The 25,267-nt window shown below is 53.9% G+C and carries 21 protein-coding genes and 4 tRNA genes; 20 read left to right on the top strand and 5 right to left on the bottom strand.

The window, feature by feature from the left end; all coding sequences use genetic code 11:
• Positions 1-1,545 (top strand): threonine ammonia-lyase, biosynthetic, encoded by a 1,545-nt coding sequence (gene ilvA / locus AAHF05_RS21695; protein ID WP_108091187.1) that lies wholly within the window; start codon positions 1-3, stop codon positions 1,543-1,545.
• Here the strand turns inward: ilvA and ilvY are convergent.
• Positions 1,542-2,432 (bottom strand): HTH-type transcriptional activator IlvY, encoded by an 891-nt coding sequence (ilvY, locus tag AAHF05_RS21690; protein ID WP_028018214.1) that lies wholly within the window; start codon positions 2,430-2,432, stop codon positions 1,542-1,544. The genes ilvA and ilvY overlap by 4 nt on opposite strands.
• A gap of 152 nt (positions 2,433-2,584) precedes the next feature.
• Here ilvY and ilvC point away from each other — a divergent pair, with 152 nt between their 5' ends.
• Complete coding sequence (ilvC, locus tag AAHF05_RS21685) at positions 2,585-4,060, top strand: ketol-acid reductoisomerase (RefSeq protein ID WP_021242831.1); 1,476 nt, start codon at positions 2,585-2,587, stop codon at positions 4,058-4,060.
• Positions 4,061-4,145: 85 nt separating this feature from the next.
• Here ilvC and ppiC (AAHF05_RS21680) read toward each other — a convergent pair whose 3' ends face one another.
• Together ppiC (AAHF05_RS21680) and ppiC (AAHF05_RS21675) are read right to left on the bottom strand one after the other, a co-directional pair.
• On the bottom strand, positions 4,146-4,427 hold the full coding sequence (ppiC, locus tag AAHF05_RS21680) for a peptidylprolyl isomerase PpiC (protein WP_023309650.1): 282 nt from the start codon (positions 4,425-4,427) through the stop codon (positions 4,146-4,148).
• Between the two features lie 50 nt (positions 4,428-4,477).
• Positions 4,478-4,759, bottom strand: a complete 282-nt coding sequence (gene ppiC, locus AAHF05_RS21675) for a peptidylprolyl isomerase PpiC (protein ID WP_049008154.1) — start codon at positions 4,757-4,759, stop codon at positions 4,478-4,480.
• Between the two features lie 112 nt (positions 4,760-4,871).
• On the opposite strand from ppiC (AAHF05_RS21675), the gene rep reads away from it, so the two are divergent.
• Positions 4,872-6,896: a DNA helicase Rep gene (gene rep / locus AAHF05_RS21670; protein WP_028018212.1), complete on the top strand. Its 2,025-nt coding sequence runs from the start codon at positions 4,872-4,874 to the stop codon at positions 6,894-6,896.
• A 51-nt stretch (positions 6,897-6,947) separates the two neighbouring features.
• Here the strand turns inward: rep and gppA are convergent, their stop codons facing one another.
• Both gppA and rhlB read right to left on the bottom strand, forming a co-directional pair.
• The gene (gppA, locus tag AAHF05_RS21665; protein WP_108091182.1) at positions 6,948-8,432 is read right to left on the bottom strand and encodes a guanosine-5'-triphosphate,3'-diphosphate diphosphatase; all 1,485 of its coding nucleotides are present in this window, start codon (positions 8,430-8,432) and stop codon (positions 6,948-6,950) included.
• A 6-nt stretch (positions 8,433-8,438) separates the two neighbouring features.
• Positions 8,439-9,704, bottom strand: a complete 1,266-nt coding sequence (rhlB, locus tag AAHF05_RS21660; RefSeq protein ID WP_028018210.1) for an ATP-dependent RNA helicase RhlB — start codon at positions 9,702-9,704, stop codon at positions 8,439-8,441.
• Positions 9,705-9,847: 143 nt separating this feature from the next.
• Between rhlB and trxA the strand changes: the two genes are divergently transcribed.
• The 17 genes from trxA (at position 9,848) to AAHF05_RS21575 (ending at position 25,006) form a co-directional block, all read left to right on the top strand.
• Complete coding sequence (gene trxA, locus AAHF05_RS21655) at positions 9,848-10,177, top strand: thioredoxin TrxA (protein WP_006179218.1); 330 nt, start codon at positions 9,848-9,850, stop codon at positions 10,175-10,177.
• A gap of 345 nt (positions 10,178-10,522) precedes the next feature.
• Positions 10,523-11,782, top strand: a complete 1,260-nt coding sequence (gene rho / locus AAHF05_RS21650) for a transcription termination factor Rho (RefSeq protein ID WP_001054528.1) — start codon at positions 10,523-10,525, stop codon at positions 11,780-11,782.
• Between the two features lie 241 nt (positions 11,783-12,023).
• Complete coding sequence (gene wecA / locus AAHF05_RS21645) at positions 12,024-13,127, top strand: UDP-N-acetylglucosamine--undecaprenyl-phosphate N-acetylglucosaminephosphotransferase (protein ID WP_049008158.1); 1,104 nt, start codon at positions 12,024-12,026, stop codon at positions 13,125-13,127.
• A 13-nt stretch (positions 13,128-13,140) separates the two neighbouring features.
• Positions 13,141-14,187, top strand: a complete 1,047-nt coding sequence (gene wzzE / locus AAHF05_RS21640) for an ECA polysaccharide chain length modulation protein (protein WP_049008159.1) — start codon at positions 13,141-13,143, stop codon at positions 14,185-14,187.
• A gap of 56 nt (positions 14,188-14,243) precedes the next feature.
• Complete coding sequence (wecB, locus tag AAHF05_RS21635; RefSeq protein ID WP_049008161.1) at positions 14,244-15,374, top strand: non-hydrolyzing UDP-N-acetylglucosamine 2-epimerase; 1,131 nt, start codon at positions 14,244-14,246, stop codon at positions 15,372-15,374.
• Positions 15,371-16,633 carry a UDP-N-acetyl-D-mannosamine dehydrogenase gene (gene wecC / locus AAHF05_RS21630; protein WP_049008163.1) on the top strand — a complete coding sequence of 421 codons (1,263 nt, stop codon included), beginning with the start codon at positions 15,371-15,373 and terminating at the stop codon, positions 16,631-16,633. The genes wecB and wecC overlap by 4 nt, the downstream gene beginning before the upstream one ends.
• Entirely contained in the window at positions 16,630-17,307 is a 678-nt protein-coding gene (gene rffC, locus AAHF05_RS21625; protein ID WP_332618397.1) for a dTDP-4-amino-4,6-dideoxy-D-galactose acyltransferase, read from the top strand. The genes wecC and rffC overlap by 4 nt, the downstream gene beginning before the upstream one ends.
• A 4-nt stretch (positions 17,308-17,311) precedes the next feature.
• Positions 17,312-18,442 (top strand): dTDP-4-amino-4,6-dideoxygalactose transaminase, encoded by a 1,131-nt coding sequence (gene rffA, locus AAHF05_RS21620; protein WP_028018204.1) that lies wholly within the window; start codon positions 17,312-17,314, stop codon positions 18,440-18,442.
• Between the two features lies 1 nt (position 18,443).
• Complete coding sequence (gene wzxE / locus AAHF05_RS21615; RefSeq protein WP_129325076.1) at positions 18,444-19,694, top strand: lipid III flippase WzxE; 1,251 nt, start codon at positions 18,444-18,446, stop codon at positions 19,692-19,694.
• Positions 19,691-20,770 (top strand): TDP-N-acetylfucosamine:lipid II N-acetylfucosaminyltransferase, encoded by a 1,080-nt coding sequence (locus tag AAHF05_RS21610; protein ID WP_129325077.1) that lies wholly within the window; start codon positions 19,691-19,693, stop codon positions 20,768-20,770. Before wzxE ends, AAHF05_RS21610 begins: the two co-directional genes overlap by 4 nt.
• Positions 20,767-22,119, top strand: a complete 1,353-nt coding sequence (wzyE, locus tag AAHF05_RS21605) for an ECA oligosaccharide polymerase (RefSeq protein ID WP_129325078.1) — start codon at positions 20,767-20,769, stop codon at positions 22,117-22,119. The genes AAHF05_RS21610 and wzyE overlap by 4 nt, the downstream gene beginning before the upstream one ends.
• A 12-nt stretch (positions 22,120-22,131) precedes the next feature.
• Positions 22,132-22,872: a lipopolysaccharide N-acetylmannosaminouronosyltransferase gene (wecG, locus tag AAHF05_RS21600; RefSeq protein WP_028018200.1), complete on the top strand. Its 741-nt coding sequence runs from the start codon at positions 22,132-22,134 to the stop codon at positions 22,870-22,872.
• Positions 22,873-23,069: 197 nt separating this feature from the next.
• A complete protein-coding gene (locus AAHF05_RS21595; RefSeq protein WP_028018199.1) occupies positions 23,070-24,455 on the top strand; it encodes an amino acid permease in 1,386 nt (461 codons plus the stop codon).
• 102 nt (positions 24,456-24,557) lie between these two features.
• A tRNA-Arg gene (locus AAHF05_RS21590) sits at positions 24,558-24,634 on the top strand.
• Positions 24,635-24,701: 67 nt separating this feature from the next.
• A tRNA-His gene (locus tag AAHF05_RS21585) sits at positions 24,702-24,777 on the top strand.
• A 21-nt stretch (positions 24,778-24,798) separates the two neighbouring features.
• Positions 24,799-24,884: transfer RNA gene (locus AAHF05_RS21580), tRNA-Leu, on the top strand.
• 45 nt (positions 24,885-24,929) lie between these two features.
• A tRNA-Pro gene (locus AAHF05_RS21575) sits at positions 24,930-25,006 on the top strand.
• Positions 25,007-25,267: the final 261 nt, after the last annotated feature.

Here is a 25,267-nt window from a genome sequence, read left to right as displayed (position 1 = left end):
ATGGCCGAATCACAACCCTTATCTGCCGCCCCTGAGGGGGCGGAATATTTAAGAGCGGTGCTACGCGCGCCGGTCTATGAAGCGGTGCAGGTCACCCCGCTGCAGAAAATGGAAAAACTCTCTTCGCGCCTTGATAACGTGATCCTGGTGAAGCGCGAAGACCGTCAGCCAGTACACAGTTTTAAGCTGCGCGGGGCCTACGCGATGATGGCCGGGTTAACCGACGAGCAAAAAGCACGCGGCGTAATTACCGCCTCTGCAGGTAACCACGCTCAGGGCGTCGCATTCTCCTCTGCTCGCTTAGGGTTGAAAGCGCTGATCGTGATGCCGGTCGCTACCGCAGACATCAAAGTCGATGCGGTGCGAGGTTTTGGCGGTGAAGTGCTGCTCCACGGGGCTAACTTCGACGAAGCCAAAGCCAAAGCGATTGAGCTGGCGCAGCAGCAGGGGTTTACCTGGGTACCGCCGTTCGATCACCCGATGGTGATTGCCGGGCAGGGCACGCTGGCGCTGGAGCTGCTGCAACAGGATGCCCATCTTGACCGCGTGTTTGTACCGGTCGGCGGCGGCGGGCTGGCGGCGGGCGTGGCGGTGCTGATCAAACAGCTGATGCCGCAGATCAAAGTCATTGCCGTTGAAGCGGAAGATTCTGCCTGCCTGAAAGCGGCGCTGGATGCCGGTCATCCGGTAGACCTGCCGCGCGTCGGGCTGTTTGCGGAAGGTGTGGCGGTTAAGCGCATCGGCGATGAGACCTTCCGCCTGTGCCAGGAGTATCTTGACGATATTGTCACGGTTGATAGCGACGCGATCTGCGCGGCGATGAAAGATCTGTTCGAGGATGTTCGCGCGGTGGCGGAACCGTCCGGCGCGCTGGCGCTGGCGGGGATGAAAAAATACATCGCGCAGCACAACATTCGCGGCGAACGCCTGGCGCATGTGCTCTCCGGTGCTAACGTTAATTTCCACGGTCTGCGCTATGTTTCAGAGCGCTGCGAGCTGGGTGAACAGCGGGAAGCACTGTTGGCAGTGACCATCCCGGAAGAGAAGGGCAGCTTCCTGAAATTCTGCCAGCTGCTCGGCGGCCGCTCAGTGACGGAATTTAACTACCGTTTTGCTGACGCCAAAGATGCGTGCATTTTTGTCGGTGTGCGCCTGAGTCGCGGTCTGGAAGAACGCAAAGAGATCCTCAACCTGCTGCACGAAGGTGGCTACAGCGTTGTTGACCTCTCTGATGATGAAATGGCGAAACTGCATGTGCGCTATATGGTTGGCGGACGTCCATCGAAACCGCTCAAGGAACGTCTGTTCAGCTTTGAGTTTCCGGAATCTCCGGGCGCACTGCTTAAGTTCCTGCATACGCTGGGTACGCACTGGAACATCTCTTTGTTCCACTACCGCAGCCACGGCACGGACTATGGTCGCGTGCTGGCAGCGTTTGAACTGGGCGAACATGAGCCTGATTTCGAAACGCGGCTGAACGAACTGGGCTATGACTGTCACGATGAGACGCATAACCCGGCGTTCAGGTTCTTCCTCGCGGGTTAATGGTTTGGCAGGATCTGCCAGAACGCATCAATAAGCGGCTCATGCAGCCGCTTTTTTTGTGCACACACACCAAGTTCAAACGGTGTTTTTTCGTCGCTGCGTTCCAGAATCATCACGCGGTTACGTACCGGCTCCGGGCTGTTTTCCAGCACCACTTCCGGCAGCAGCGCCACGCCGCAGCCGAGCGCCACCATTGAGACCATCGCCTCATGTCCACCGACTGTTGCGTAAATCGACGGATTGCTGATCTTCTGGCGGCGGAACCAGAGCTCAATACGGCGGCGTACCGGTCCCTGATCGGCCATGATAAACGGCACCGTTGACCAGTCCGGTTTCTCCACCGATACCTGATTACGCACCGGGCAGGGCAGTGCCGGGGCAATCAGCACTACCGCCAGGTTCTCCAGCATTGAAAATGCCACCGCACCCGGCAAGGTTTCGGGTTTCCCGGCAATGGCGAGATCCGCTTCGCCAGTCACCACTTTTTCCATTGCATCGGCGGCGTCGCCGGTGGTGAGCTTAATTTCAACCGACGGATGCGCCGCGCGGAAGCGGTCGAGAATGGGCGGCAGATGGCTATAGGCGGCGGTCACGGAGCAGAAAATATGCAGCTCGCCGGAAAGTGACGGCCCCTGCTGGTCAATCGAGTGCCGCAGCTGCTGGTACTGCAACAGCGTCTGCTGGGCAAAAATGCGCAGTTCTTCACCCGCTTCCGTGAGGGTAACGGTACGGTTATCACGCACAAACAGCGGCTGGCCGAGATCTTCCTCAAGGCGCTGGATTTGCCGCGAAAGCGTAGAGGGGCTGACGTGCATCGCCCGGGCGCTGCGGCCAAAGTGGCGGCTTTCCGCAAGATGCAGGAACATTTTCAGATCGCGTAAATCCACTGATGTCACTCCCCTTTTTTACATTGCAGATATTGCAACGTGACGTTGTGAATATATCAATTTCCGCAATGAATTTCCTGTTGTAATGTGGGTACATTCTCGCTGAACAGCGAACCGAACAATAAGACACACAACATCACGAGGTATCACCCATGGCTAACTACTTTAATACACTGAACTTGCGCCAGCAGCTGGCGCAGCTGGGCAAATGCCGCTTCATGGCGCGCGACGAATTTGCCGATGGCGCGAGCTACCTTCAGGGTAAAAAAGTGGTCATCGTCGGCTGTGGCGCACAGGGTCTGAACCAGGGCCTGAACATGCGTGACTCCGGTCTGGATATCTCCTACGCCCTGCGTAAAGAAGCGATTGCCGAGAAGCGTGCTTCCTGGCGTAAAGCGACCGAAAACGGCTTTAAAGTGGGTACCTACGAAGAGCTGATCCCGCAGGCGGATCTGGTGGTTAACCTGACGCCAGACAAACAGCACTCTGACGTTGTGCGTTCCGTACAGCCGCTGATGAAAGATGGCGCGGCGCTGGGTTATTCCCACGGTTTCAACATCGTTGAAGTGGGCGAGCAGATCCGTAAAGACATCACCGTTGTGATGGTGGCTCCGAAGTGCCCGGGTACGGAAGTCCGTGAAGAGTACAAACGTGGCTTCGGCGTGCCAACCCTGATCGCGGTTCACCCGGAAAACGATCCAAAAGGCGAAGGTATGGCGATTGCCAAAGCATGGGCTGCCGCAACCGGTGGTCACCGTGCGGGCGTGCTGGAATCTTCCTTCGTTGCAGAAGTGAAATCTGACCTGATGGGTGAGCAGACCATTCTGTGCGGCATGTTGCAGGCTGGCTCTCTGCTGTGCTTCGACAAGCTGGTGGAAGAGGGTACTGACCCTGCATACGCTGAAAAACTGATTCAATTCGGCTGGGAAACCATCACTGAAGCCCTGAAGCAGGGCGGTATTACGCTGATGATGGACCGTCTGTCTAACCCGGCGAAACTGCGTGCTTACGCATTGTCTGAACAGCTGAAAACCATCATGGCGCCGCTGTTCCAGAAACATATGGACGACATCATCTCCGGGGAGTTCTCTTCCGGCATGATGGCTGACTGGGCGAATGACGATAAGAAACTGCTGACCTGGCGTGAAGAGACCGGTAAAACCGCGTTTGAAACCGCGCCACAGTATGAAGGTAAAATCGGCGAGCAGGAGTACTTCGATAAAGGCGTACTGATGATTGCCATGGTGAAAGCAGGCGTTGAGCTGGCGTTCGAAACCATGGTGGATTCCGGCATCATCGAAGAGTCTGCGTACTACGAATCACTGCACGAGCTGCCGCTGATTGCGAACACCATCGCCCGTAAGCGTCTGTACGAAATGAACGTAGTGATCTCTGATACCGCTGAGTATGGTAACTACCTGTTCTCTTACGCTTGCGTACCGCTGCTGAAAGAGTTCATGACTACGCTGCAGACAGGCGATCTGGGTAAAGCGATTGCAGAAGGAGCCGTGGATAACGCGCAGCTGCGCGATGTAAACGAAGCGATTCGCAGCCATCAGATCGAGAAAGTGGGTCACAAACTGCGTGGCTACATGACCGATATGAAACGTATCGCGGTAGCGGGTTAACAACCTTGTCGGGTGGCGCTTCGCTTACCCGACTTACAAAACGCTAAGACGTAAGCCGGGTAAGGCGCAGCCGCTACCCGGCTTTTTATTTGCGATACAGAACCTTAATAATGTGATAACCGAACTGCGTGTGCAGCGGGCCGGTTGGCTCCAGTACCGGGCAAGAGAAGACCACTTTGTCGAACGCCGGAACCATCTGACCCTGACGGAATTCACCTAAGTCACCACCGCGTTTGCCTGATGGGCAGATGGAGTGCTTCTTCGCCAGCTTACCGAAGTCGGCACCGTTCTTAATTTGCTCCAGAAGATCCAGAGCCAGTTTCTCTTCTTTAACGAGGATGTGCACTGCTGCTGCTGTTTTTGCCATGATCGTGCCTTGAATTGGTTGAAATAAATCGGGGCGCAATATACCACGCGTCAGCGGCGATACAGCACCTTAATGATATGGTAGCCAAATTTGGTTTTTACCGGGCCGTAGGGCTTCAGGAGCGGGCAGCTAAAGACTGCCTGATCGAACGGGCCGACCATCGCACCTTGTTGAAATTCCCCGAGATCCCCGCCATTGCGTCCGGACGGACATTTAGAGTAGCGCTTTGCCAGATGATCAAAGCTGATGCCGCGCTCCAGCTTGGCAAGGATCTCCTGGGCCAGTTTCTCTTCTTTTACCAGAATATGCAGGGCTGCTGCGCTCTTTTTCATGGTTCTGCTCTACGGGTTAAACGCGATTTCTCCACTTTATCATTAGCCGGTAAATCTGCGCCCGGCTTTCTGCTACAATCCACACCCCGTTCGAAGATTGAGCAATATTCCCATGCGTTTAAACCCTGGACAACAACAAGCGGTCGAATTCGTTACTGGACCATGTCTGGTGCTGGCAGGGGCGGGTTCCGGTAAAACCCGCGTGATCACGAATAAAATCGCCCACTTAATTCGTGGGTGTGGCTATCAGGCACGCCACATTGCGGCGGTGACATTTACCAATAAAGCAGCGCGCGAGATGAAAGAGCGTGTTGGCCAGACGCTGGGGCGCAAAGAGGCGCGCGGGCTGATGATCTCCACCTTCCATACCCTGGGGCTGGATATCATTAAACGCGAATACGCCGCACTGGGGATGAAGTCTAACTTCTCTCTTTTCGATGACACTGACCAGGTGGCGTTGCTCAAAGAGCTCACCGAAGGCCTGATCGAAGACGACAAAGTTCTGCTGCAACAGCTGATCTCGACGATCTCAAACTGGAAAAACGATCTGATGACGCCTGCACAGGCGGCAGCGAGTGCGAAGGGCGAACGGGATCGGATCTTCGCGCACTGTTATGGTCTGTACGACGCGCATATGAAAGCGTGCAACGTATTGGATTTCGACGATCTGATCCTCCTGCCAACGCTGCTGCTTCAGCGTAATGAAGAGGTACGTGAACGCTGGCAGAACAAGATCCGCTACCTGCTGGTGGATGAATATCAGGATACCAACACCAGCCAGTACGAACTGGTGAAGCTGCTGGTGGGGCAGCGCGCGCGTTTCACCGTGGTGGGTGACGATGACCAGTCAATTTACTCCTGGCGCGGTGCGCGTCCACAAAACCTGGTGTTGTTAAGCAAAGATTTTCCTGCGTTGCAGGTGATTAAGCTGGAGCAAAACTACCGTTCTTCCGGGCGTATCCTCAAGTCGGCGAATATCCTGATCGCCAATAACCCGCATGTGTTTGAGAAGCGTCTGTTCTCCGAACTGGGTTACGGCACCGAGCTGAAAGTGCTCAGTGCCAATAATGAAGAGCATGAGGCTGAACGCGTTACCGGCGAGCTCATTGCCCACCACTTCGTGAATAAAACCGAGTACAAGGATTACGCCATCCTGTATCGCGGTAACCACCAGTCGCGCGTCTTTGAAAAGATGCTGATGCAAAACCGCATCCCCTACAAAATTTCGGGTGGTACGTCGTTCTTCTCGCGTCCTGAAATCAAGGATCTGCTGGCCTATCTGCGCGTGCTCACCAACCCGGATGATGACAGCGCGTTTCTGCGCATCGTGAACACCCCGAAACGTGAGATCGGCCCGGCGACACTACAAAAGCTTGGCGAATGGGCGATGACCCGCAACAAAAGCCTGTTTACCGCCAGCTTTGATATGGGGCTGAGTCAGACGCTGACCGGACGTGGTTACGATTCGTTAACCCGTTTCACCCACTGGCTGGGTGAAGTGCAGCGCCTTGCGGAACGTGAACCTGTCGCGGCAGTGCGCGATCTCATTCACGGTATTGATTACGAATCCTGGTTGTACGAAACCTCCGCCAGCCCGAAGGCGGCTGAGATGCGGATGAAAAACGTTAACCAGCTCTTCAGCTGGATGACCGAAATGCTGGAAGGCTCGGAGATAGATGAGCCAATGACCCTGACTCAGGTGGTCACCCGCTTTACCCTTCGCGACATGATGGAGCGTGGCGAGAGCGAGGAAGAGGCTGACCAGGTTCAGCTGATGACGTTACACGCGTCAAAAGGACTGGAGTTCCCGTATGTATATCTGGTCGGTATGGAAGAAGGTTTGCTGCCGCACCAGAGCAGCATTGATGAAGATAACGTCGACGAGGAACGCCGTCTGGCCTATGTCGGGATCACCCGTGCGCAGAAGGAGCTGACATTCACGCTGTGCAAAGAGCGCCGTCAGTATGGCGAACTGGTGCGTCCGGAACCGAGTCGTTTTCTGCTGGAGCTACCGCAGGACGATCTGATCTGGGAGCAGGAGCGCAAAGTGATTACGGCAGAAGAGCGGATGCACAAGGGGCAGGCTAACGTGGCGAACATTCGCGCGATGCTCGCGAAAGCCAAAGAGAAAGGATAATTATTCGAAGGCCGGGTATGGCGAAACCGCCACCCGGCAATGCTCAGGGTATTACTTCACTTCAAGAACCCAGTGTACATAACTCTGCCACTGGCACTCCTGTTCGATCATCTCTGCCCCAAGTGGATGATTATCAATCCAATTTTCCGGTAACGTCAGCGAAAGCTTCTCGCCATCAGCGACCAGATTGATGGCAGGTAGCAAATCATCGCGGCGGCGGCTGGCAAACAAAATCGCCAGACGTAGCAGTCGGCAAAGATGCTCGGCCACGCGTGGCGGTACGGCGTTTTGTTGATGTAAAGAGGAGAGGTCAACGGCGTTGGTCTGGTTCAGCAGCAGGGTTGCCAGCAACTTTTTCTGTGCAGGCGTGTAGCCCGGTAAATCGAGGTTACGTACCAGATAGGCCGCATGAACAGGGGCCTGTTTGAAATCAATGCTCAGCCCCACTTCATGTAGCGCGCAGGCGCTCAGCAATAAATCACGGCTCAAAGGGTCAAGATCCCAGCCGGTGGCAACCTGATCGGCGAAGCGTGATGCCAGTTGCGCCACACGACCCGCCTGGTCGATATCAACCAGAAAACGACGCTGCACGTTGCGCAGAGTACGGCTGCGAATGTCCTGATCAACCGACAGATGCAACATCCCATAGACCAGGCCTTCTCGCAGTGCGCCGCCAGCCAGCGTCATACACTGAATGTTTAGCTCGGTGAAAATCGCAATCAGAATGGCCAGCCCGCTCGGGAAAACCAGCGCACGTTCAAGCGTCAGGCCTTCAATTTCAAGCTCTTCCAGCCGCCCACACTGAATAGCGCGCTGTTTAAGCTGCTGGAGCTTGGCAAGCGTGATCCGCTCATCCATTCCCTGCGCCATCATGATTTCCTGCAAGGCCTGCACAGTGCCAGAAGCACCCACGCAGACTTTCCAGCCGTGATAACGAAGTTCATTCATGACCGGACGCAACACCTCGCGTGCGGCATTCTCCGCCTCGTCGAAGTTTTCTTTCCCCAGATTCCGGTCAGTGAAGTAGCGCTCAAGCCAGGTCACGCAGCCCATCGACAGGCTGAACAGTGACGTTGCTTGGGCGCCGGTGCCGGTCACGAGTTCGGTGCTGGCACCGCCGATATCCACGACCAGACGGCGATCGTCACCTCCTGTCGTATGGGCAACGCCCTGATAGATCAGGCGGGCTTCTTCTTCACCGCTGATAACCTGAACCGGACACCCCAGAATTTCCTGCGCTTTAGCAATAAAATCTACGGCGTTAACTGCCAGGCGGAGCGTCGCCGTGGCGACAACGGTAATTTGGGAATGCGGGATATCCTGCAGACGCTCAGCAAAGAGCCGCAGACACTGCCAGCCACGTTCCATGGCTTCATGGGATAGGTGGTTATCGCTGCTCAGGCCCGCCGCGAGGCGGACCTTGCGCTTAATACGCGTCAGCGTTTGTATGCTTCCCGCCACCTCGCGCACAACCAGCATATGAAAACTATTCGAACCGAGATCAATTGCCGCATAAAGCGAGGTGGAACTGAGCATATTTTCTTAACCTGAACGACGACGATTACGCGGTGCGCCAGAGCGACGCGGGCCATTGCCGGAGCGGGCGCGGGTAAGGCGCTTAGGCGGCGGCAGTTCGCTTAGCAGCGCTTCCGGATTGTATTTGCTCTGCGGAATAGAGTGACCGATGTAGGTCTCAATGGCTGGAAGATTCAGCGCATACTCTTCACACGCAAGGCTAATAGAGTGACCGCTTGCGCCCGCACGACCGGTACGACCGATACGGTGAACATAGTCTTCGCAGTCATCTGGCAGGTCATAGTTAAAGACGTGCGTCACGGCTGGAATGTGTAAACCACGTGCTGCCACGTCGGTTGCGACCAGAATATCGAGATCGCCACGGGTAAATTCTTCAAGAATACGCAGGCGTTTTTTCTGCGCCACATCGCCAGTCAGCAGGCCAACACGGTGACCGTCTGCAGCCAGATGACCCCAGATGTCTTCGCAGCGGTGTTTGGTGTTCGCGAAGATAATGGCGCGGTCTGGCCACTCTTCTTCGATCAGCGTTTGCAGCAGACGCATTTTCTCTTCATTGGATGGATAGAAGAGCTCTTCTTTAATACGGTGACCTGTTTTCTGCTCTGGCTCCACTTCCACGTATTCGGCGTTGTTCATCTGCTCGAACGCCAGCTCACGTACGCGATAAGAAAGGGTCGCGGAGAACAGCATGTTCAGACGCTGATTTGCCGGAGGCATGCGACGGAACAGCCAGCGGATGTCTTTAATGAAGCCCAGATCGTACATACGGTCAGCTTCATCCAGCACCACAACCTGGATGGCACCGAGGTTAATGTGGTTCTGTTTAGCGTAATCAATGAGGCGGCCCGTGGTACCGATCAGGATATCCACACCGCTTTCCAGCACTTTAAGCTGTTTATCGTAGCCGTCGCCGCCATAGGCCAGGCCAAGCTTCAGGCCGGTAGCCTGCGCCAGGGGCTCAGCGTCTGCATGGATCTGTACCGCCAGTTCTCGCGTTGGGGCCATAATTAGCGCACGCGGCTGGTTAACTTTGCGGTCTGCAATCGCTGGATGAGAAAGTAAATAATGAAACGTTGACGTTAAGAACGCCATCGTTTTGCCAGTACCGGTTTGCGCCTGCCCTGCAACATCGCGACCGGCCAGCGTTAGCGGCAGCGCGAGGGCCTGAATGGGCGTGCAGTTATGAAACCCTTTTTTTTCAAGGGCTTCCGTCACCTTTGGGTGCAGGGCGAAGTCGGAAAACTTCTGTTCTGTTAAATGTGTTTTGCTCATAGTGTGGTAGAATATCAGCTTACTATTGCTTTACGAAAGCGTATCCGGTGAAATAAAGTCAACCTTTAGTTGGTTAATGCGACATCAACACGTCGTTGGTGGAGACAAACCAACGTACCAGGCTTATTCCTGTGGAGTTATATATGAGCGATAAAATTATTCACCTGACTGACGACAGTTTTGACACGGACGTACTTAAGGCTGACGGGCTGATCCTCGTCGATTTCTGGGCTGAATGGTGTGGTCCTTGCAAAATGATCGCCCCGATTCTGGATGAGATCGCCGACGAATATCAGGGCAAACTGACCGTTGCCAAGCTGAACATCGACCAGAACCCGGGCACCGCACCAAAATACGGTATCCGTGGCATTCCGACCCTGCTGCTGTTCAAAAACGGCGAAGTGGCGGCGACCAAAGTGGGCGCGCTGTCCAAAGGTCAACTGAAAGAGTTCCTCGACGCTAACCTGGCGTAAGGTTTCTCCGCTGTGCGTTCAGAGCTCCCGGCTAAATGATGAGGAACTCTGGACGCCCGGCTGAAGTCGTGCTAAGTTAGCTATGACTTCGTTTTAAACATATCTTGTTGTTTGAATCTTGTTTTACCCGATACTTCCCGTTGTTGACTTATACAGTGCGTGAAGTGGCTAAATTCCGGGCTTGTCACTCAATCCGTCTTGTCGTTTCAGTTCTGCGTTCTTTCCCTGTGACCAGACAGCGAACAGACATGAGTTGATGGCCGCTAAACAGGCATGGATGACCCTGCCATACCATTCACAACATTAAGTTCGAGAATCACCCCGAGTTTAAGAACCCACACCATTATGAATCTTACCGAATTAAAGAATACGCCGGTTTCTGAGCTGATCACTCTCGGCGAAAATATGGGGCTGGAAAACCAGGCTCGTATGCGCAAGCAGGACATCATTTTCGCCATCCTGAAGCAGCACGCGAAGAGTGGCGAAGATATCTTTGGCGACGGTGTGCTGGAGATATTGCAAGACGGATTTGGTTTCCTCCGCTCTGCAGACAGCTCCTACCTCGCCGGCCCTGACGACATCTACGTATCCCCTAGCCAAATCCGCCGTTTCAACCTCCGCACTGGTGACACCATTTCAGGTAAGATTCGTCCTCCTAAAGAGGGTGAACGCTACTTTGCGCTGTTGAAAGTTAATGAAGTTAACTACGACAAACCAGAAAACTCACGTAACAAGATCCTCTTTGAGAACTTAACGCCGCTGCACGCGAATTCTCGCCTGCGCATGGAGCGTGGTAACGGTTCCACCGAAGACTTAACTGCGCGTGTTCTGGACCTGGCATCACCAATTGGTCGTGGTCAGCGTGGTCTGATTGTGGCACCGCCAAAAGCGGGTAAAACCATGCTGCTGCAGAACATCGCGCAGAGCATCGCCTATAACCACCCAGACTGTGTGCTGATGGTGCTGCTGATTGACGAACGTCCGGAAGAAGTAACGGAGATGCAGCGTCTGGTTAAAGGTGAAGTTGTGGCTTCTACCTTTGACGAACCTGCATCTCGTCACGTTCAGGTTGCGGAAATGGTTATCGAGAAGGCGAAACGCCTGGTTGAGCACAAGAAAGACGTGATCATCCTGCTCGACTCCATTACGCGTCTGGCCCGTGCGTACAACACCGTGGTTCCGGCTTCCGGTAAAGTATTGACCGGTGGTGTGGATGCCAACGCCCTGCATCGTCCGAAGCGTTTCTTCGGTGCTGCACGTAACGTGGAAGAGGGCGGCAGCCTGACCATCATCGCGACGGCGCTGATCGATACCGGCTCCAAAATGGACGAAGTTATCTACGAAGAGTTTAAAGGTACAGGCAACATGGAACTGCACCTCTCTCGTAAGATTGCAGAAAAACGCGTCTTCCCGGCTATCGATTACAACCGTTCCGGTACCCGTAAAGAAGAGCTGCTCACCACACAGGAAGAGCTGCAGAAAATGTGGATCCTGCGCAAAATCATCCATCCAATGGGTGAAATCGATGCAATGGAGTTCCTCATTAATAAACTGGCGATGACCAAAACCAACGACGATTTCTTCGACATGATGAAACGCTCGTAACGCAAATAAAGCCAGTGAACGCCACGTTTTTACGTGGCGTTTTTCTTTTATGGACTATACGCTAGTACCACCTACTCCCAATTTTGACGTGTAGGTGCAACAATAAGATAATTCGCACAGTAAAAACATTAATAGCTTGAATAATAAACAAATGGAACTGTAAGAGGTTTGCTTTATAACTTCAGGCTAAGCGCCTTGATGGTTATACTTCCTTGACTAACATTTGTTGAGAACATCCATTGTGAACCTACTTGATACGTTTACTGAACTAACCAGTATTTTCTTGTTTACCACCTGTTTTTTGTTTTTTGCGCGTAAGGTGGCGAAATATCTGGGATTAGTGGATAAACCCAACTTCCGTAAACGTCATCAAGGTATGATCCCCTTGGTCGGGGGTATCTCTGTTTTCGCGGGGATTGGCTTCACGTTTGCTATCGCAGATTACTATATCCCGCATGCCAGGTTGTATCTCTCTTGTGCCGCCGTCCTTGTAGTGATTGGTGCTCTTGATGATAGATACGACATTAGTGTCAAAATTCGCGCCTTCGTTCAGGCAGCGGTCGCGATTACAATGATGGTGTTCGCAAAATTGCACTTGAGTAGCCTGGGCTATATTTTTGGCTCATGGGAGATGGAGCTTGGTCCATTTGGCTATTTCTTGACCCTATTCGCAGTGTGGGTTGCGATCAACGCGTTTAATATGGTTGATGGTATTGATGGTTTGCTGGGAGGGTTGTCCTGCGTCTCATTTGCCGCAATCGGTTTCATTTTATGGTTCGATGGACAATATAGCCTCGCTATGTGGTGTTTTGCCATGATTGTGGCCATCTTGCCTTATATCTTGTTAAACCTTGGCGCACTGGGGCGACGCTATAAAGTTTTCATGGGGGATGCGGGCAGCACGCTTATCGGCTTTACTATCATTTGGATCTTACTGGAAACCACTCAGGGTGATGTTCATCCTATTAGTCCGGTAACGGCATTATGGATTATTGCTATCCCATTAATGGATATGGTTGCGATTATGTATCGCCGCCTGCGTAAAGGGATGAGTCCTTTCTCTGCTGACCGTCAACACATTCATCATTTGATCATGCGAGCCGGATTCACTTCCCGACAGGCATTTGTGCTTATTACTCTGGCGGCTGCTATTCTAGCAGGGATTGGCGTGACGGCGGAATATACACATTTTGTGCCTGAGTGGGCTATGTTGGTATTGTTCTTGCTAGCTTTTTCTTTCTACGGCTACTGCATTAAGCGCGCATGGAAAGTAGCGCGATTCATTAAACGTATTAAACGCAGGATGCGTCGTAACAATGACAAAAACACAACATTAACTAAGTAAAACCGGGACTATGATGACTCAACCGTTGGCGGGAGCGAAATCAGTGGTAACTGAGAATGAACTGGATATTCGGGGTTTGTTTCGCGTGTTATGGGCAGGCAAACTTTGGATTGCGGGGATCGCGCTGGTGTTCGCACTGTTAGCGCTGGCCTACACTTTCTTTGCAAAACAAGAGTGGAGCGCCACGGCAATTACAGACAGACCAACGGTTAACATGCTCGGCGGGTTTTATTCCCAGCAGCAGTTCTTGCGTAATCTGGATATCAAGGCGAATCTGGCGGCACCCGATCAGGCTTCCGTCATGGATGAGGCATACAAAGAGTTTGTGATGCAACTGGCCTCGTGGGATACACGCCGCGATTTCTGGAGTCAGACGGATTATTACAAGCAGCGTATGGTGGGCAACAGCAAAGCGGATGCCGCGTTTTTGGATGACCTGATAAACAACATCCAGTTCACGCCGGGTGATGCGCTGCGTAACGTTAATGACAGCGTCAAACTGGTTGCGGAAACGGCACCGGATGCTAATAACCTGTTGCGTCAGTATGTTGCTTTTGCCAGCCAGCGTGCTGCAAGCCATCTCAATGAAGAGCTTAAAGGTGCCTGGGCGGCCCGTACCATCCAGATGAAAGCCCAGGTAAAACGTCAGGAAGAGGTGGCACAAGCCATTTTCTCTCGCCGCGTACACAATATTGAGCAGGCGCTGAAAATTGCGGAGCAGCGTAATATTTCCCGCAGCGAAACGGATGTCCCGGCGGATGAACTGCCTGATTCTGAAATGTTCCTGCTTGGTCGCCCAATGTTGCAGGCTCGTCTGGAAAACCTCCAGGCCGTTGGCCCTGATTTTGACCTCGACTACGATCAAAACCGCGCGATGCTCACTACGCTGAATGTTGGTCCAACGCTGGACCCGCGTTTTCAGACCTATCGTTATTTGCGAACGCCTGAAGAACCTGTAAAACGCGATAGTCCGCGTCGTGCATTCCTGATGATTATGTGGGGGATTGTAGGAGCACTAACGGGCGCTGGCGTGGCGTTAACGCGTCGTCGCACAAACTAAGAACGCCGTCTACGATGAAGGCTAAGGCCTTCATCGTCTAATCGAAGAGAATCGATGTGAAAGTACTTACCGTATTTGGCACCAGGCCGGAGGCCATTAAGATGGCACCTCTGGTTCACGCGCTGGCCAATGATCCTGATATTGAAGCGAAAGTGTGCGTCACAGCCCAACACCGTGAGATGCTCGATCAGGTCTTAACGCTCTTTTCCATCGTCCCGGATTATGACCTCAATATTATGAAGCCGGGGCAAGGGTTGACCGAGATAACCTGCCGGATTCTGCAAGAGCTCAAGCCGATTCTGGAGTCATTCAAACCTGACGTTGTCCTGGTTCACGGTGACACCACCACCACCGTGGCGACAAGTCTGGCTGCGTTTTACCAGCGTATTCCCGTCGGTCATGTTGAGGCGGGTCTGCGTACCGGAAACCTATATTCCCCATGGCCGGAAGAGGCCAACCGCACGCTCACCGGTCATCTGGCCATGTACCACTTTGCGCCAACCGAAAACTCGCGTCAGAACTTGCTGCGTGAAAATATCGCTGATAACAAAATCTTTGTAACCGGCAATACGGTCATTGATGCGTTGATCTGGGTACGCGATCGCGTACTGGCAAACAGCGATCTGCAGAAGGACCTCGATGCCCGCTATCCGTTCCTGAATAATGGCAAGAAAACCATCCTGGTCACTGGGCACCGTCGAGAAAGCTTTGGCCGGGGCTTTGAGCAAATCTGTCATGCACTGGCTGAAATCGCCGCGCAGAACGACGATGTACAGATTGTTTATCCGGTGCATCTCAACCCAAATGTTAGCGAGCCCGTCAACCGCATCCTGGGTCATGTCGAAAATGTCCTTCTCATTGAACCTCAGGATTACATGCCGTTTGTCTGGTTGATGAATCATGCCTGGTTGATCCTCACCGATTCTGGTGGCATTCAGGAAGAAGCACCGTCCCTTGGCAAGCCCGTTCTGGTGATGCGTGAAACGACCGAGCGTCCGGAAGCCGTCAAAGCGGGAACGGTACGCCTGGTCGGCACCGACACACAGTTGATCGTCGAAGAGGTCACGCGCCTGCTGCACGACGATGAAGAGTATCAGGCGATGAGCCGGGCCCATAATCCGTACGGAGACGGGCAGGCTTGTGGTCGTATTTTGCATGCACTTAAACACAATCGGATATCGCTATGAGTTTTACTACCATCTCTGTCATTGGTCTTGGCTATATTGGCTTGCCTACTGCGGCAGCGTTTGCCTCCCGTCAAAAGCAGGTTGTCGGTGTGGATATCAACGCGCGTGCGGTAGAAACCATTAACCGTGGCGAAATTCATATTGTGGAGCCCGATCTTGATCGCGTGGTGAAAGAGGCGGTAGAGGGGGGCTTCCTGCGTGCCAGCACGACGCCTGTTGAAGCTGATGCGTACCTGATTGCTGTTCCAACGCCATTTAAAGGCGACCACGAGCCCGACATGGCCTTCGTCGAGTCGGCGGCGAAATCCATTGCTCCTGTGCTGAAGAAAGGGGCGCTGGTGATCCTGGAATCAACTTCTCCGGTTGGGGCAACCGAGCTGATGGCGCAGTGGCTGGCTGAAGCTCGTCCCGATCTCAGCTTCCCGCAGCAGGCGGGTGAGCAGGCCGATGTCAATATTGCCTACTGTCCGGAGCGCGTGCTGCCGGGGCAGGTCATGGTCGAACTGATTAAAAACGACCGCGTGATTGGCGGTATGACGCCAGTCTGTTCCGAACGTGCCAGCGCGCTGTACAAGATTTTCCTGGAAGGTGAGTGTGTGGTGACTAACTCCCGCACCGCCGAGATGTGCAAGCTGACGGAAAACAGCTTCCGTGACGTCAATATCGCGTTTGCGAATGAGTTGTCGCTGATCTGCGCCGATCAGGGGATTAACGTCTGGGAGTTAATCAGCCTGGCGAATCGCCATCCGCGCGTCAACATTCTGCAGCCAGGCCCTGGCGTGGGCGGTCACTGTATCGCCGTCGATCCGTGGTTTATCGTGGCGCAAAACCCGGCGCAGGCACGTCTGATTCGCACCGCGCGTGAAGTGAACGACAGCAAACCTCACTGGGTTCTCAATCAGGTTAAAACCACGGTAGCGGATTGTCTGGCAGAGAGCGGCAAGCGCGCCAGTGAACTGAAAATTGCCTGCTTTGGTCTGGCATTTAAACCGAACATTGATGATTTGCGTGAAAGCCCGGCAATGGAAATTGCTGAGATGATTGCCGGATGGCACAAGGGCGAAACGCTGGTGGTCGAACCGAATATTCATGAGCTTCCGGCAAAACTGGCGGGGCACTGTACGCTGACCGCGCTGGAGGATGCGCTGGCGACGGCGGATGTGCTGGTGCTGCTGGTGGATCATAAAGAATTTAAAGCAACGTCCGGCGCAGCTGTTCGTCAGCAGTATATTGTTGATACCAAAGGTGTCTGGCGTTGAGTAGCCTGAATGGGGTGCTTGAACCCCTGAACTGGGAGAGTACCTTTTTCGGTCTACCTTCGGCTATTGTGCGTCTGCGCGATAATGCGCCGGCACTGACGGAATCTGACTTTACTGCCTGGCAGAGGGTTCAGGCTAAGATCCCAGCAGACCGTACTGACCTGCTTGATGCGCTCCAGCAACACGGCTTTAAGCTGGTTGAATGTGAGGTCGATCTTTCTATAACGCTCACCCGGCATGATGCGTCAGGCGCGGAATTTGCAACCGAACAGGATATTCCCGTGCTGCGTCAGATGGCGGTTCGGGCGTTTGCTCAGAGCCGTTTTCGCACGCCCTGGTACGCGCCTGACGACAGCGGTCGTTTCTACGCGCAGTGGGTGGAGAATGCGGTCAAAGGCACCTTTGACCACGTCTGCCTGGTTTTTCGTGCTGGAGACGGTCAAATCCAGGGGTTCGTCTCTCTGCGTAAGCTCAACGAGCGTGAGGCGCGTATTGGCTTATTAGCCGGGCGTGGCATGGGTGAAAAACTCATGCAGGCGGCGCAGCACTGGGCGCAGGAGCAGCAGCTTGTGACGCTGCGAGTGGCGACCCAACTGGGCAATACCGCCGCGCTAAAACGTTATATTGCGAGTGGTGCCAACATCGACGCCACCGCCTACTGGTTATACAGGTGACAAGATGATTCCATTTAACGCACCACCCGTCGTCGGAACGGAACTCGACTATATGCAGTCTGCCATGGGCAGCGGCAAACTTTGTGGTGACGGCGGCTTTACCCGCCGCTGTCAGCAGTGGATGGAACAGCGTTTTCGCAGCGCCAAAGTGCTGCTGACCCCGTCCTGTACGGCATCGCTGGAAATGGCGGCGCTGCTGCTGGATATCCAGCCCGGCGATGAAGTGATCATGCCGAGCTATACCTTCGTTTCCACTGCGAACGCGTTTGTCCTGCGCGGGGCGAAAATCGTCTTTGTGGATATCCGCCCGGATACCATGAACATTGACGAGACGTTGATTGAAGCGGCTATCACCGACAAAACGCGCGCGATCGTGCCGGTTCACTACGCGGGAGTGGCCTGTGAAATGGACACCATCATGGCGCTCGCCAAAAAACATAATCTGTTCGTGGTGGAAGATGCCGCCCAGGGCGTGATGTCGACCTACAAGGGACGGGCGCTGGGCACGATCGGCCATATTGGCTGCTTTAGTTTCCACGAAACCAAAAACTACACCGCGGGTGGAGAAGGCGGTGCGACGCTGATTAACGACCGGGCGCTGGTGGAGCGTGCGGAAGTGATCCGCGAAAAAGGCACCAACCGTAGCCAGTTCTTCCGTGGCCAGGTCGACAAATATACCTGGCGCGATATTGGCTCAAGCTATCTGATGGCGGATCTGCAGGCGGCCTATCTGTGGGCGCAGCTTGAAGCGGCGGAACGCATCAACCTTCAGCGTCTCTCCCTGTGGCAAACCTATTACGATGCGCTTGAACCTCTGGCAAAAGCCGGGCGTATTGAGCTGCCGACCATCCCGGCAGATTGCGTCCACAACGCGCATATGTTCTACATCAAGCTACGCGATAACGACGATCGCAGCCAGCTTATTGCCTGGCTGAAAGAAGCCGAAATTATGGCGGTGTTCCACTACATTCCGCTGCACTCCAGCCCGGCGGGCGAGGAGTTTGGGGTATTCTCAGGTGAAGACCGTTACACTACCAAAGAAAGTGAGCGTCTGCTTCGCCTGCCACTGTTCTACAACCTCGCGCCGGTTAACCAGCGTACGGTGATTAATACCCTTCTGAGTTATTTCGGCTGATATGTCTCTGGCAAAAGCATCGGTGTGGACCGCCGCGTCCACGCTTGTAAAAATTGGCGCCGGGCTGCTGGTCGTCAAGCTGCTGGCCGTCTCATTTGGCCCCTCGGGTGTGGGGCTGGCGGGTAATTTCCGTCAGCTTGTTACCGTTCTTGGGGTGCTGGCCGGTGCCGGCATCTTTAACGGCGTGACCAAATACGTTGCGCAATATCACGATGATGCGGCTCAGCTTCGCAGGGTGGTGGGCACCTCCTCGGCGATGGTCACGGGGTTTTCAACCCTGATGGCGATTATCTTTCTGCTGGCGGCGGCGCCCATCAGCCAGGGGTTGTTCGGGCACACCCATTACCAGGGGCTGGTGCGTCTGGTTGCGCTGGTTCAGATGGGGATTGCCTGGGCTAACCTGCTGCTGGCGCTGATGAAAGGCTTTCGTGATGCTGCCGGGAATGCCCTTGCGCTAATTCTCGGGAGCGTCATCGGCGTTATTGCCTATTACTTCTGCTATCGCCTTGGAGGGTATGAAGGCGCACTGCTGGGGCTGGCGCTCGTCCCGGCGCTGGTTGTTGTTCCTGCCGCCTTTATGCTGATGCGTCGTGGCGTCATCCCTCTGAGCTACCTGAAACCTCAGTGGGACAAGATTCTTGCCAGCCAGCTGGGTAAATTTACCCTGATGGCGCTCATCACCTCCGTCACGCTACCCGTGGCCTACGTGATGATGCGAAACCTGCTGGCGGCGCATTATAGCTGGGATGAGGTCGGTATCTGGCAGGGCGTAAGTAGCATTTCCGACGCCTACCTCCAGTTTATAACGGCTTCCTTTAGCGTTTATTTACTGCCAACCTTATCGCGCCTGACGTCCAGACAGGATATTACCCGTGAGATTTTTCGATCTCTGCGCTTTGTGTTGCCGGCTGTTGCGGCTGCGAGTTTTACCGTCTGGTTATTGCGCGATGTTGCCATCTGGCTGCTTTTCTCGGCGAAGTTTACCGCCATGCGCGATCTCTTTGCCTGGCAGCTGGTGGGGGATGTACTGAAAGTGGGGGCTTACGTTTTTGGCTATCTGGTGATTGCGAAAGCCTCGCTGCGTTTGTATATCCTGGCGGAAATTAGCCAGTTTATGCTCCTGACGGCGTTCTCGCACTGGCTGATCCCCGCACACGGGGCGCTGGGAGCGGCTCAGGCCTACATGGCAACCTATATCGTTTATTTTGCTGCCTGTTGCGGCGTATTTTTACTTTGGCGTAAACGCGCATGACTGCACTGATTCACATCCTGGGATCGGATATCCCACACCATAACCAGACCGTATTGCGGTTCTTTAACGATGAGCTGGCATCGGACGATCCTGATGCGCGTGAGTTTATGGTTGCAGGTCAGGATAAGGGCCTGAGCGAGGCGTTTCCGGCGCTGAGGATCGCATTCTGGCCGGATAAGGCTACGCTGGCGAAGGCGGTCGTTGCCAAAGCCAAAGCGGATCGTGAGCAACGTTTCTTCTTTCACGGACAGTTTAATACCGGTCTGTGGCTGGCATTGTTAAGCGGCGGAATTAAACCCTCCCAGTGCAGCTGGCATATCTGGGGGGCCGATCTTTACGAGGTTTCCCGCGGCTGGAAATTCCGGCTTTTCTACCCGCTGCGTCGCATGGCGCAGGGACGCGTGGGCTGTGTTTTTGCCACCCGTGGCGATCTGAATTATTTTGCGAAACAGCATTCTGATGTGCGCGGCGAATTGCTCTATTTCCCGACCCGAATGAACCCGGCGCTGAACACTATGGGGACCGACACGCCACGGGAGGGGAAACTGACGATTCTGGTCGGTAACTCTGGCGATCGCAGCAACGAACATGCTGCCGCGCTCAGGGCTGTTCATCAGCAATTTGGCGATACCGTCAATGTGGTTGTCCCGATGGGTTACCCCCTCAACAACGACGCCTATATCGACGAGGTTCGCCAGCAGGGGCTGGCGTTATTCAGCGCCGGGAATTTGCAAATTCTCGATAATAAGCTGGAATTTGATGAGTACCTTGCGCTGCTGAGGAAATGCGATCTCGGGTATTTTATCTTTGCCCGCCAGCAGGGGATTGGCACACTGTGTCTACTGATTCAGGCCGGGATCCCCTGTGTACTTAATCGCGATAATCCGTTCTGGCAAGATATGGTCGAGCAGAATCTGCCGGTGCTGTTTACCACCGATGTGCTTAATGAAGAAGTTGTTCGGGAAGCACAGCGACAACTGGCGCTGGTGGATAAGAATTCCATCGACTTCTTTAGCCCGAATTACCTCTCGCCGTGGCACCGTGCGCTGCGTATCGCTGCAGGAGACAAAGCATGAGCCAGTTGCAATTCAGCGGTTTGCTGGTCGTTTGGCTCCTGAGCACGCTGTTTATCGCTACGCTCACCTGGTTTGAATTCCGCCGCGTGCGTTTCAACTTTAACGTGTTCTTCTCGTTACTGTTTTTGCTGACGTTCTTTTTTGGCTTCCCACTGACCAGCATTCTGGTCTTCCGCTTCGACGTGAGCGTCGCGCCACCAGAAATTTTGCTCCAGGCACTTCTGGCCGCAACCTGTTTCTATGCGGTTTACTACGTCACCTATAAAACGCGGCTGCGTTCGACGCAGGCAACCGCACCACGCCGGGCGCTTTTTACCATGAACAGGGTGGAGACCCACCTGACATGGGTGATGCTAATGACCATCGCCCTGGTCAGTGTCGGCATTTTCTTCATGCATAACGGCTTCCTGCTGTTTAAGCTCCACTCCTACAGCCAGATTTTTTCGGCCGAAGTCTCAGGCGTGGCGCTTAAGCGTTTCTTCTACTTCTTCATCCCGGCAATGCTGGTGATCTTCTTCCTGCGCCAGGACAGCAAAGCGTGGCTGTTCTTCCTGGTCAGCACCGTCGCGTTCGGCATTCTGACCTACATGATTGTGGGCGGTACGCGCGCGAACATCATTATCGCCTTCGCCATCTTCCTGTTTATCGGCATCATTCGCGGTTGGATCTCGCTGTGGATGCTGGTGGCGGCTGGGGTGTTTGGCATTGTGGGGATGTTCTGGCTGGCACTGAAGCGCTACGGAATGAATGTGGCGGGTGATGAAGCGTTTTACACGTTCCTCTATCTGACGCGTGATACCTTCTCGCCGTGGGAAAACCTGGCATTACTTCTGCAAAACTACGACAAGATTGATTTCCAGGGCCTGGCGCCAATCGTTCGCGACTTCTACGTCTTTATCCCTTCCTGGCTATGGCCGGAGCGTCCTGGCGTGGTGCTCAATACCGCGAACTATTTTACCTGGGAAGTACTGAACAACCATTCCGGACTGGCCATCTCGCCAACGCTGATTGGCTCTCTGGTCGTGATGGGTGGGGCGTGGTTCATTCTGCCCGGGGCCGTTGCCGTAGGGTTGATTATTAAGTGGTTCGACTGGCTTTACGTGCGTGGTAACGAAGAGACCAACCGCTATAAAGCGGCCATTTTGCACAGTTTCTGCTTTGGTGCCATTTTCAATATGATCGTTCTGGCGCGCGAAGGGCTGGACTCATTCGTTTCGCGCGTGGTGTTCTTCATGGTCATTTTCGGCGTCTGCCTGTTACTGGCCAAATTGTTGTACTGGCTGTTTGACAGTGCAGGGCTTGTGCACAAGCGCGAGCCGCAGGGCAGCACAACGCTGTCGCAAGTCTGAGTAAGGATAGTAATGACTGATAAAACGTCTGCACCGCGCTATGCGCTACGTGGTTTGCAGCTTATTGGCTGGCGCGACATGCAGCACGCACTGGATTTTCTTTTTGCCGACGGCCAAATGAAATCCGGGACGCTGGTGGCCATCAATGCGGAAAAAATGCTGGCAGTTGAGGATAATGCGGAAGTCAAAAGTCTGATTGAAGCTGCTGAGTTTAAATACGCGGACGGTATCAGCGTGGTTCGCTCAATCCGTAAAAAGTATCCTGACGCTAATGTTTCCCGCGTGGCGGGTGCCGATCTCTGGGAGCAGCTTATGGCCCGCGCAGGTGCGCAGGGCACGCCCGTGTTCCTGATTGGCGGGAAGCCGGAGATACTGGTCCAGACAGAGGAGAAACTGCGTCGTCAATGGAATGTTAATATTGTCGGCAGCCAGGATGGGTACTTCAAACCGGAAGATCGGCAGGCGCTGTTTGCGCGCGTTCGCGACAGCGGGGCGAAAATTGTCACCGTGGCGATGGGTTCCCCGCGCCAGGAGATCCTGATGCGTGACTGCCGTCTGGTCTGCCCGGATGCCCTGTACATGGGCGTCGGCGGCACGTACGACGTCTTTACTGGCCACGTTAAGCGTGCGCCCAAGGTCTGGCAAAATCTGGGCCTTGAGTGGCTGTACCGCCTGCTATCGCAACCGACGCGCATTAAACGACAGATTCGCCTGCTTCGCTACCTCGCCTGGCATTACACCGGGAAAATGTAATCAAAATGTAGCGCGATATGCTATTCGCGCTGCAACTCCCCTGCAAAACTGCTGATAATCTGTGCAATGCATTCATTTTTTTAATGCATCGTTTGCCATTTGGCAGATTTTAAGAAACCATTCGCTCCGTATTTTAGTACCCCTAAAAAACAATACCCGGTCTTAAGTCGGGAAACAGCAAACACAATCGAGGATCTATGGCAGAGAAAAAACCGGAGCTACAGCGTGGGCTGGAAGCTCGTCATATTGAACTGATAGCGCTGGGCGGCACTATCGGCGTCGGCCTGTTTATGGGCTCCGCAAGTACGCTCAAATGGGCAGGCCCTTCCGTATTACTGGCGTATATTATCGCCGGGCTGTTTGTTTTCTTCATTATGCGTTCGATGGGCGAAATGCTCTTCCTGGAGCCAGTGACCGGTTCTTTCGCCGTTTACGCGCATCGCTATATGAGCCCGTTCTTCGGCTACCTGACGGCCTGGTCATACTGGTTTATGTGGATGGCGGTGGGTATCTCAGAGATCACCGCGATAGGGGTCTACGTCCAGTTCTGGTTCCCGGACATGGTTCAGTGGATACCCGCGCTCATTGCCGTAGGGTTGGTGGCGCTGGCAAATCTGGCCGCCGTGCGCCTTTACGGTGAAATTGAGTTCTGGTTCGCAATGATTAAAGTCACCACGATTATCGTGATGATTGTCGTTGGCCTGGGCGTGATTTTCTTCGGCTTTGGCAACGGCGGACACGCTATCGGCTTTGGTAACCTGACTGAAAACGGCGGTTTCTTCGCTGGCGGCTGGAAGGGCTTCCTGACGGCGCTGTGTATCGTTGTGGCCTCGTATCAGGGCGTGGAGCTTATCGGTATTACCGCCGGTGAAGCGAAAAACCCGCAAGTCACGCTGCGTAGTGCGGTGGGTAAGGTGCTGTGGCGTATCCTGATTTTCTATGTGGGCGCGATCTTCGTCATCGTGACCATCTTCCCGTGGAACGAAATTGGCACGACCGGTAGCCCGTTTGTTTTAACCTTCGCGAAAATTGGCATCACGGCGGCGGCAGGTATCATCAACTTTGTGGTACTGACGGCGGCATTGTCAGGCTGTAACAGTGGAATGTACAGCTGTGGTCGTATGCTTTATGCACTCTCGAAGAATAACCAGCTGCCTGCGGCGATGAGTAAAGTCTCACGTGCTGGCGTTCCGGTTGCGGGCGTGGCGGTCTCCATTGCGATACTGCTGGTTGGCTCTTGTCTGAATTACATCATTCCTAACCCGCAGCGCGTATTTGTTTACGTCTATAGCGCCAGCGTGCTGCCAGGCATGGTGCCGTGGTTTGTTATTCTGATAAGCCAGCTGCGTTTCCGCCATGCGCATAAAAAGGCGATTGAAAGCCATCCGTTCCGCTCAATTCTGTTCCCGTATGCGAACTATTTAACGATGGCGTTCCTGGTTTGCGTATTAATTGGAATGTACTTTAATGAAGATACCCGCATGTCGCTGTTTGTCGGGGTGATCTTCCTGGCGGCAGTGACAGCTGCGTATAAGCTTTTTGGCCTGGGTAGCCGTGCCACCACGCAGAAAGTGGAGGAATAAGCGGCAAAATGTGCAAACCATAACCAAACGCGCATTTTTTTCAAAAAAGCACTAGACAGCGGGGACGGAGGTACGTAATATCCAGCCCCGCAACGGCGCTAAGCGCCCGTAGCTCAGCTGGATAGAGCGCTGCCCTCCGGAGGCAGAGGTCTCAGGTTCGAATCCTGTCGGGCGCACCATTTACCCGGTGCTGGAGCTGCGGTGGTCTGAGAAGTAGTCAGTACCGCGTGAGTTAAGAATACAGTGGTGGCTATAGCTCAGTTGGTAGAGCCCTGGATTGTGATTCCAGTTGTCGTGGGTTCGAATCCCATTAGCCACCCCATTATTGAAAGAGTTGTGAATTGCGAAGGTGGCGGAATTGGTAGACGCGCTAGCTTCAGGTGTTAGTGTCCTTAGGATGTGGGGGTTCGAGTCCCCCCCCTCGCACCACGACTTTTTAATTGAATTGAACTAAAAATTCAAAAAGCAGTACATCGGCGAGTAGCGCAGCTTGGTAGCGCAACTGGTTTGGGACCAGTGGGTCGGAGGTTCGAATCCTCTCTCGCCGACCAATTTTGAACCCCGCTTCGGCGGGGTTTTTTGTTTTCTGCGCCTTTTCATCCTTGTAGCAATCCCCCGACAGCACCTGTATTTATTGTCGCGATTTAGCGACATGCAATTCCCTGAAAAAGAAGAAAAAAATCCTTAGCTGATTTTACTGTCTCCTCCAGGAGACATATTGTTGTGTTTACCGGATTATTGTCGGGCTTCAGAGGGTGCTTACTAGCATAATTTCCTTTTATCTTAAAATGTTGCGCGGTGTAAAAGTTGGG

The sequence above is a fragment of the Enterobacter adelaidei genome, from assembly GCF_041937165.1.
In the GTDB taxonomy this organism is placed as follows: Bacteria; Pseudomonadota; Gammaproteobacteria; order Enterobacterales; family Enterobacteriaceae; genus Enterobacter; species Enterobacter adelaidei.
This window is presented reverse-complemented; position numbering and strand designations above follow the sequence as displayed.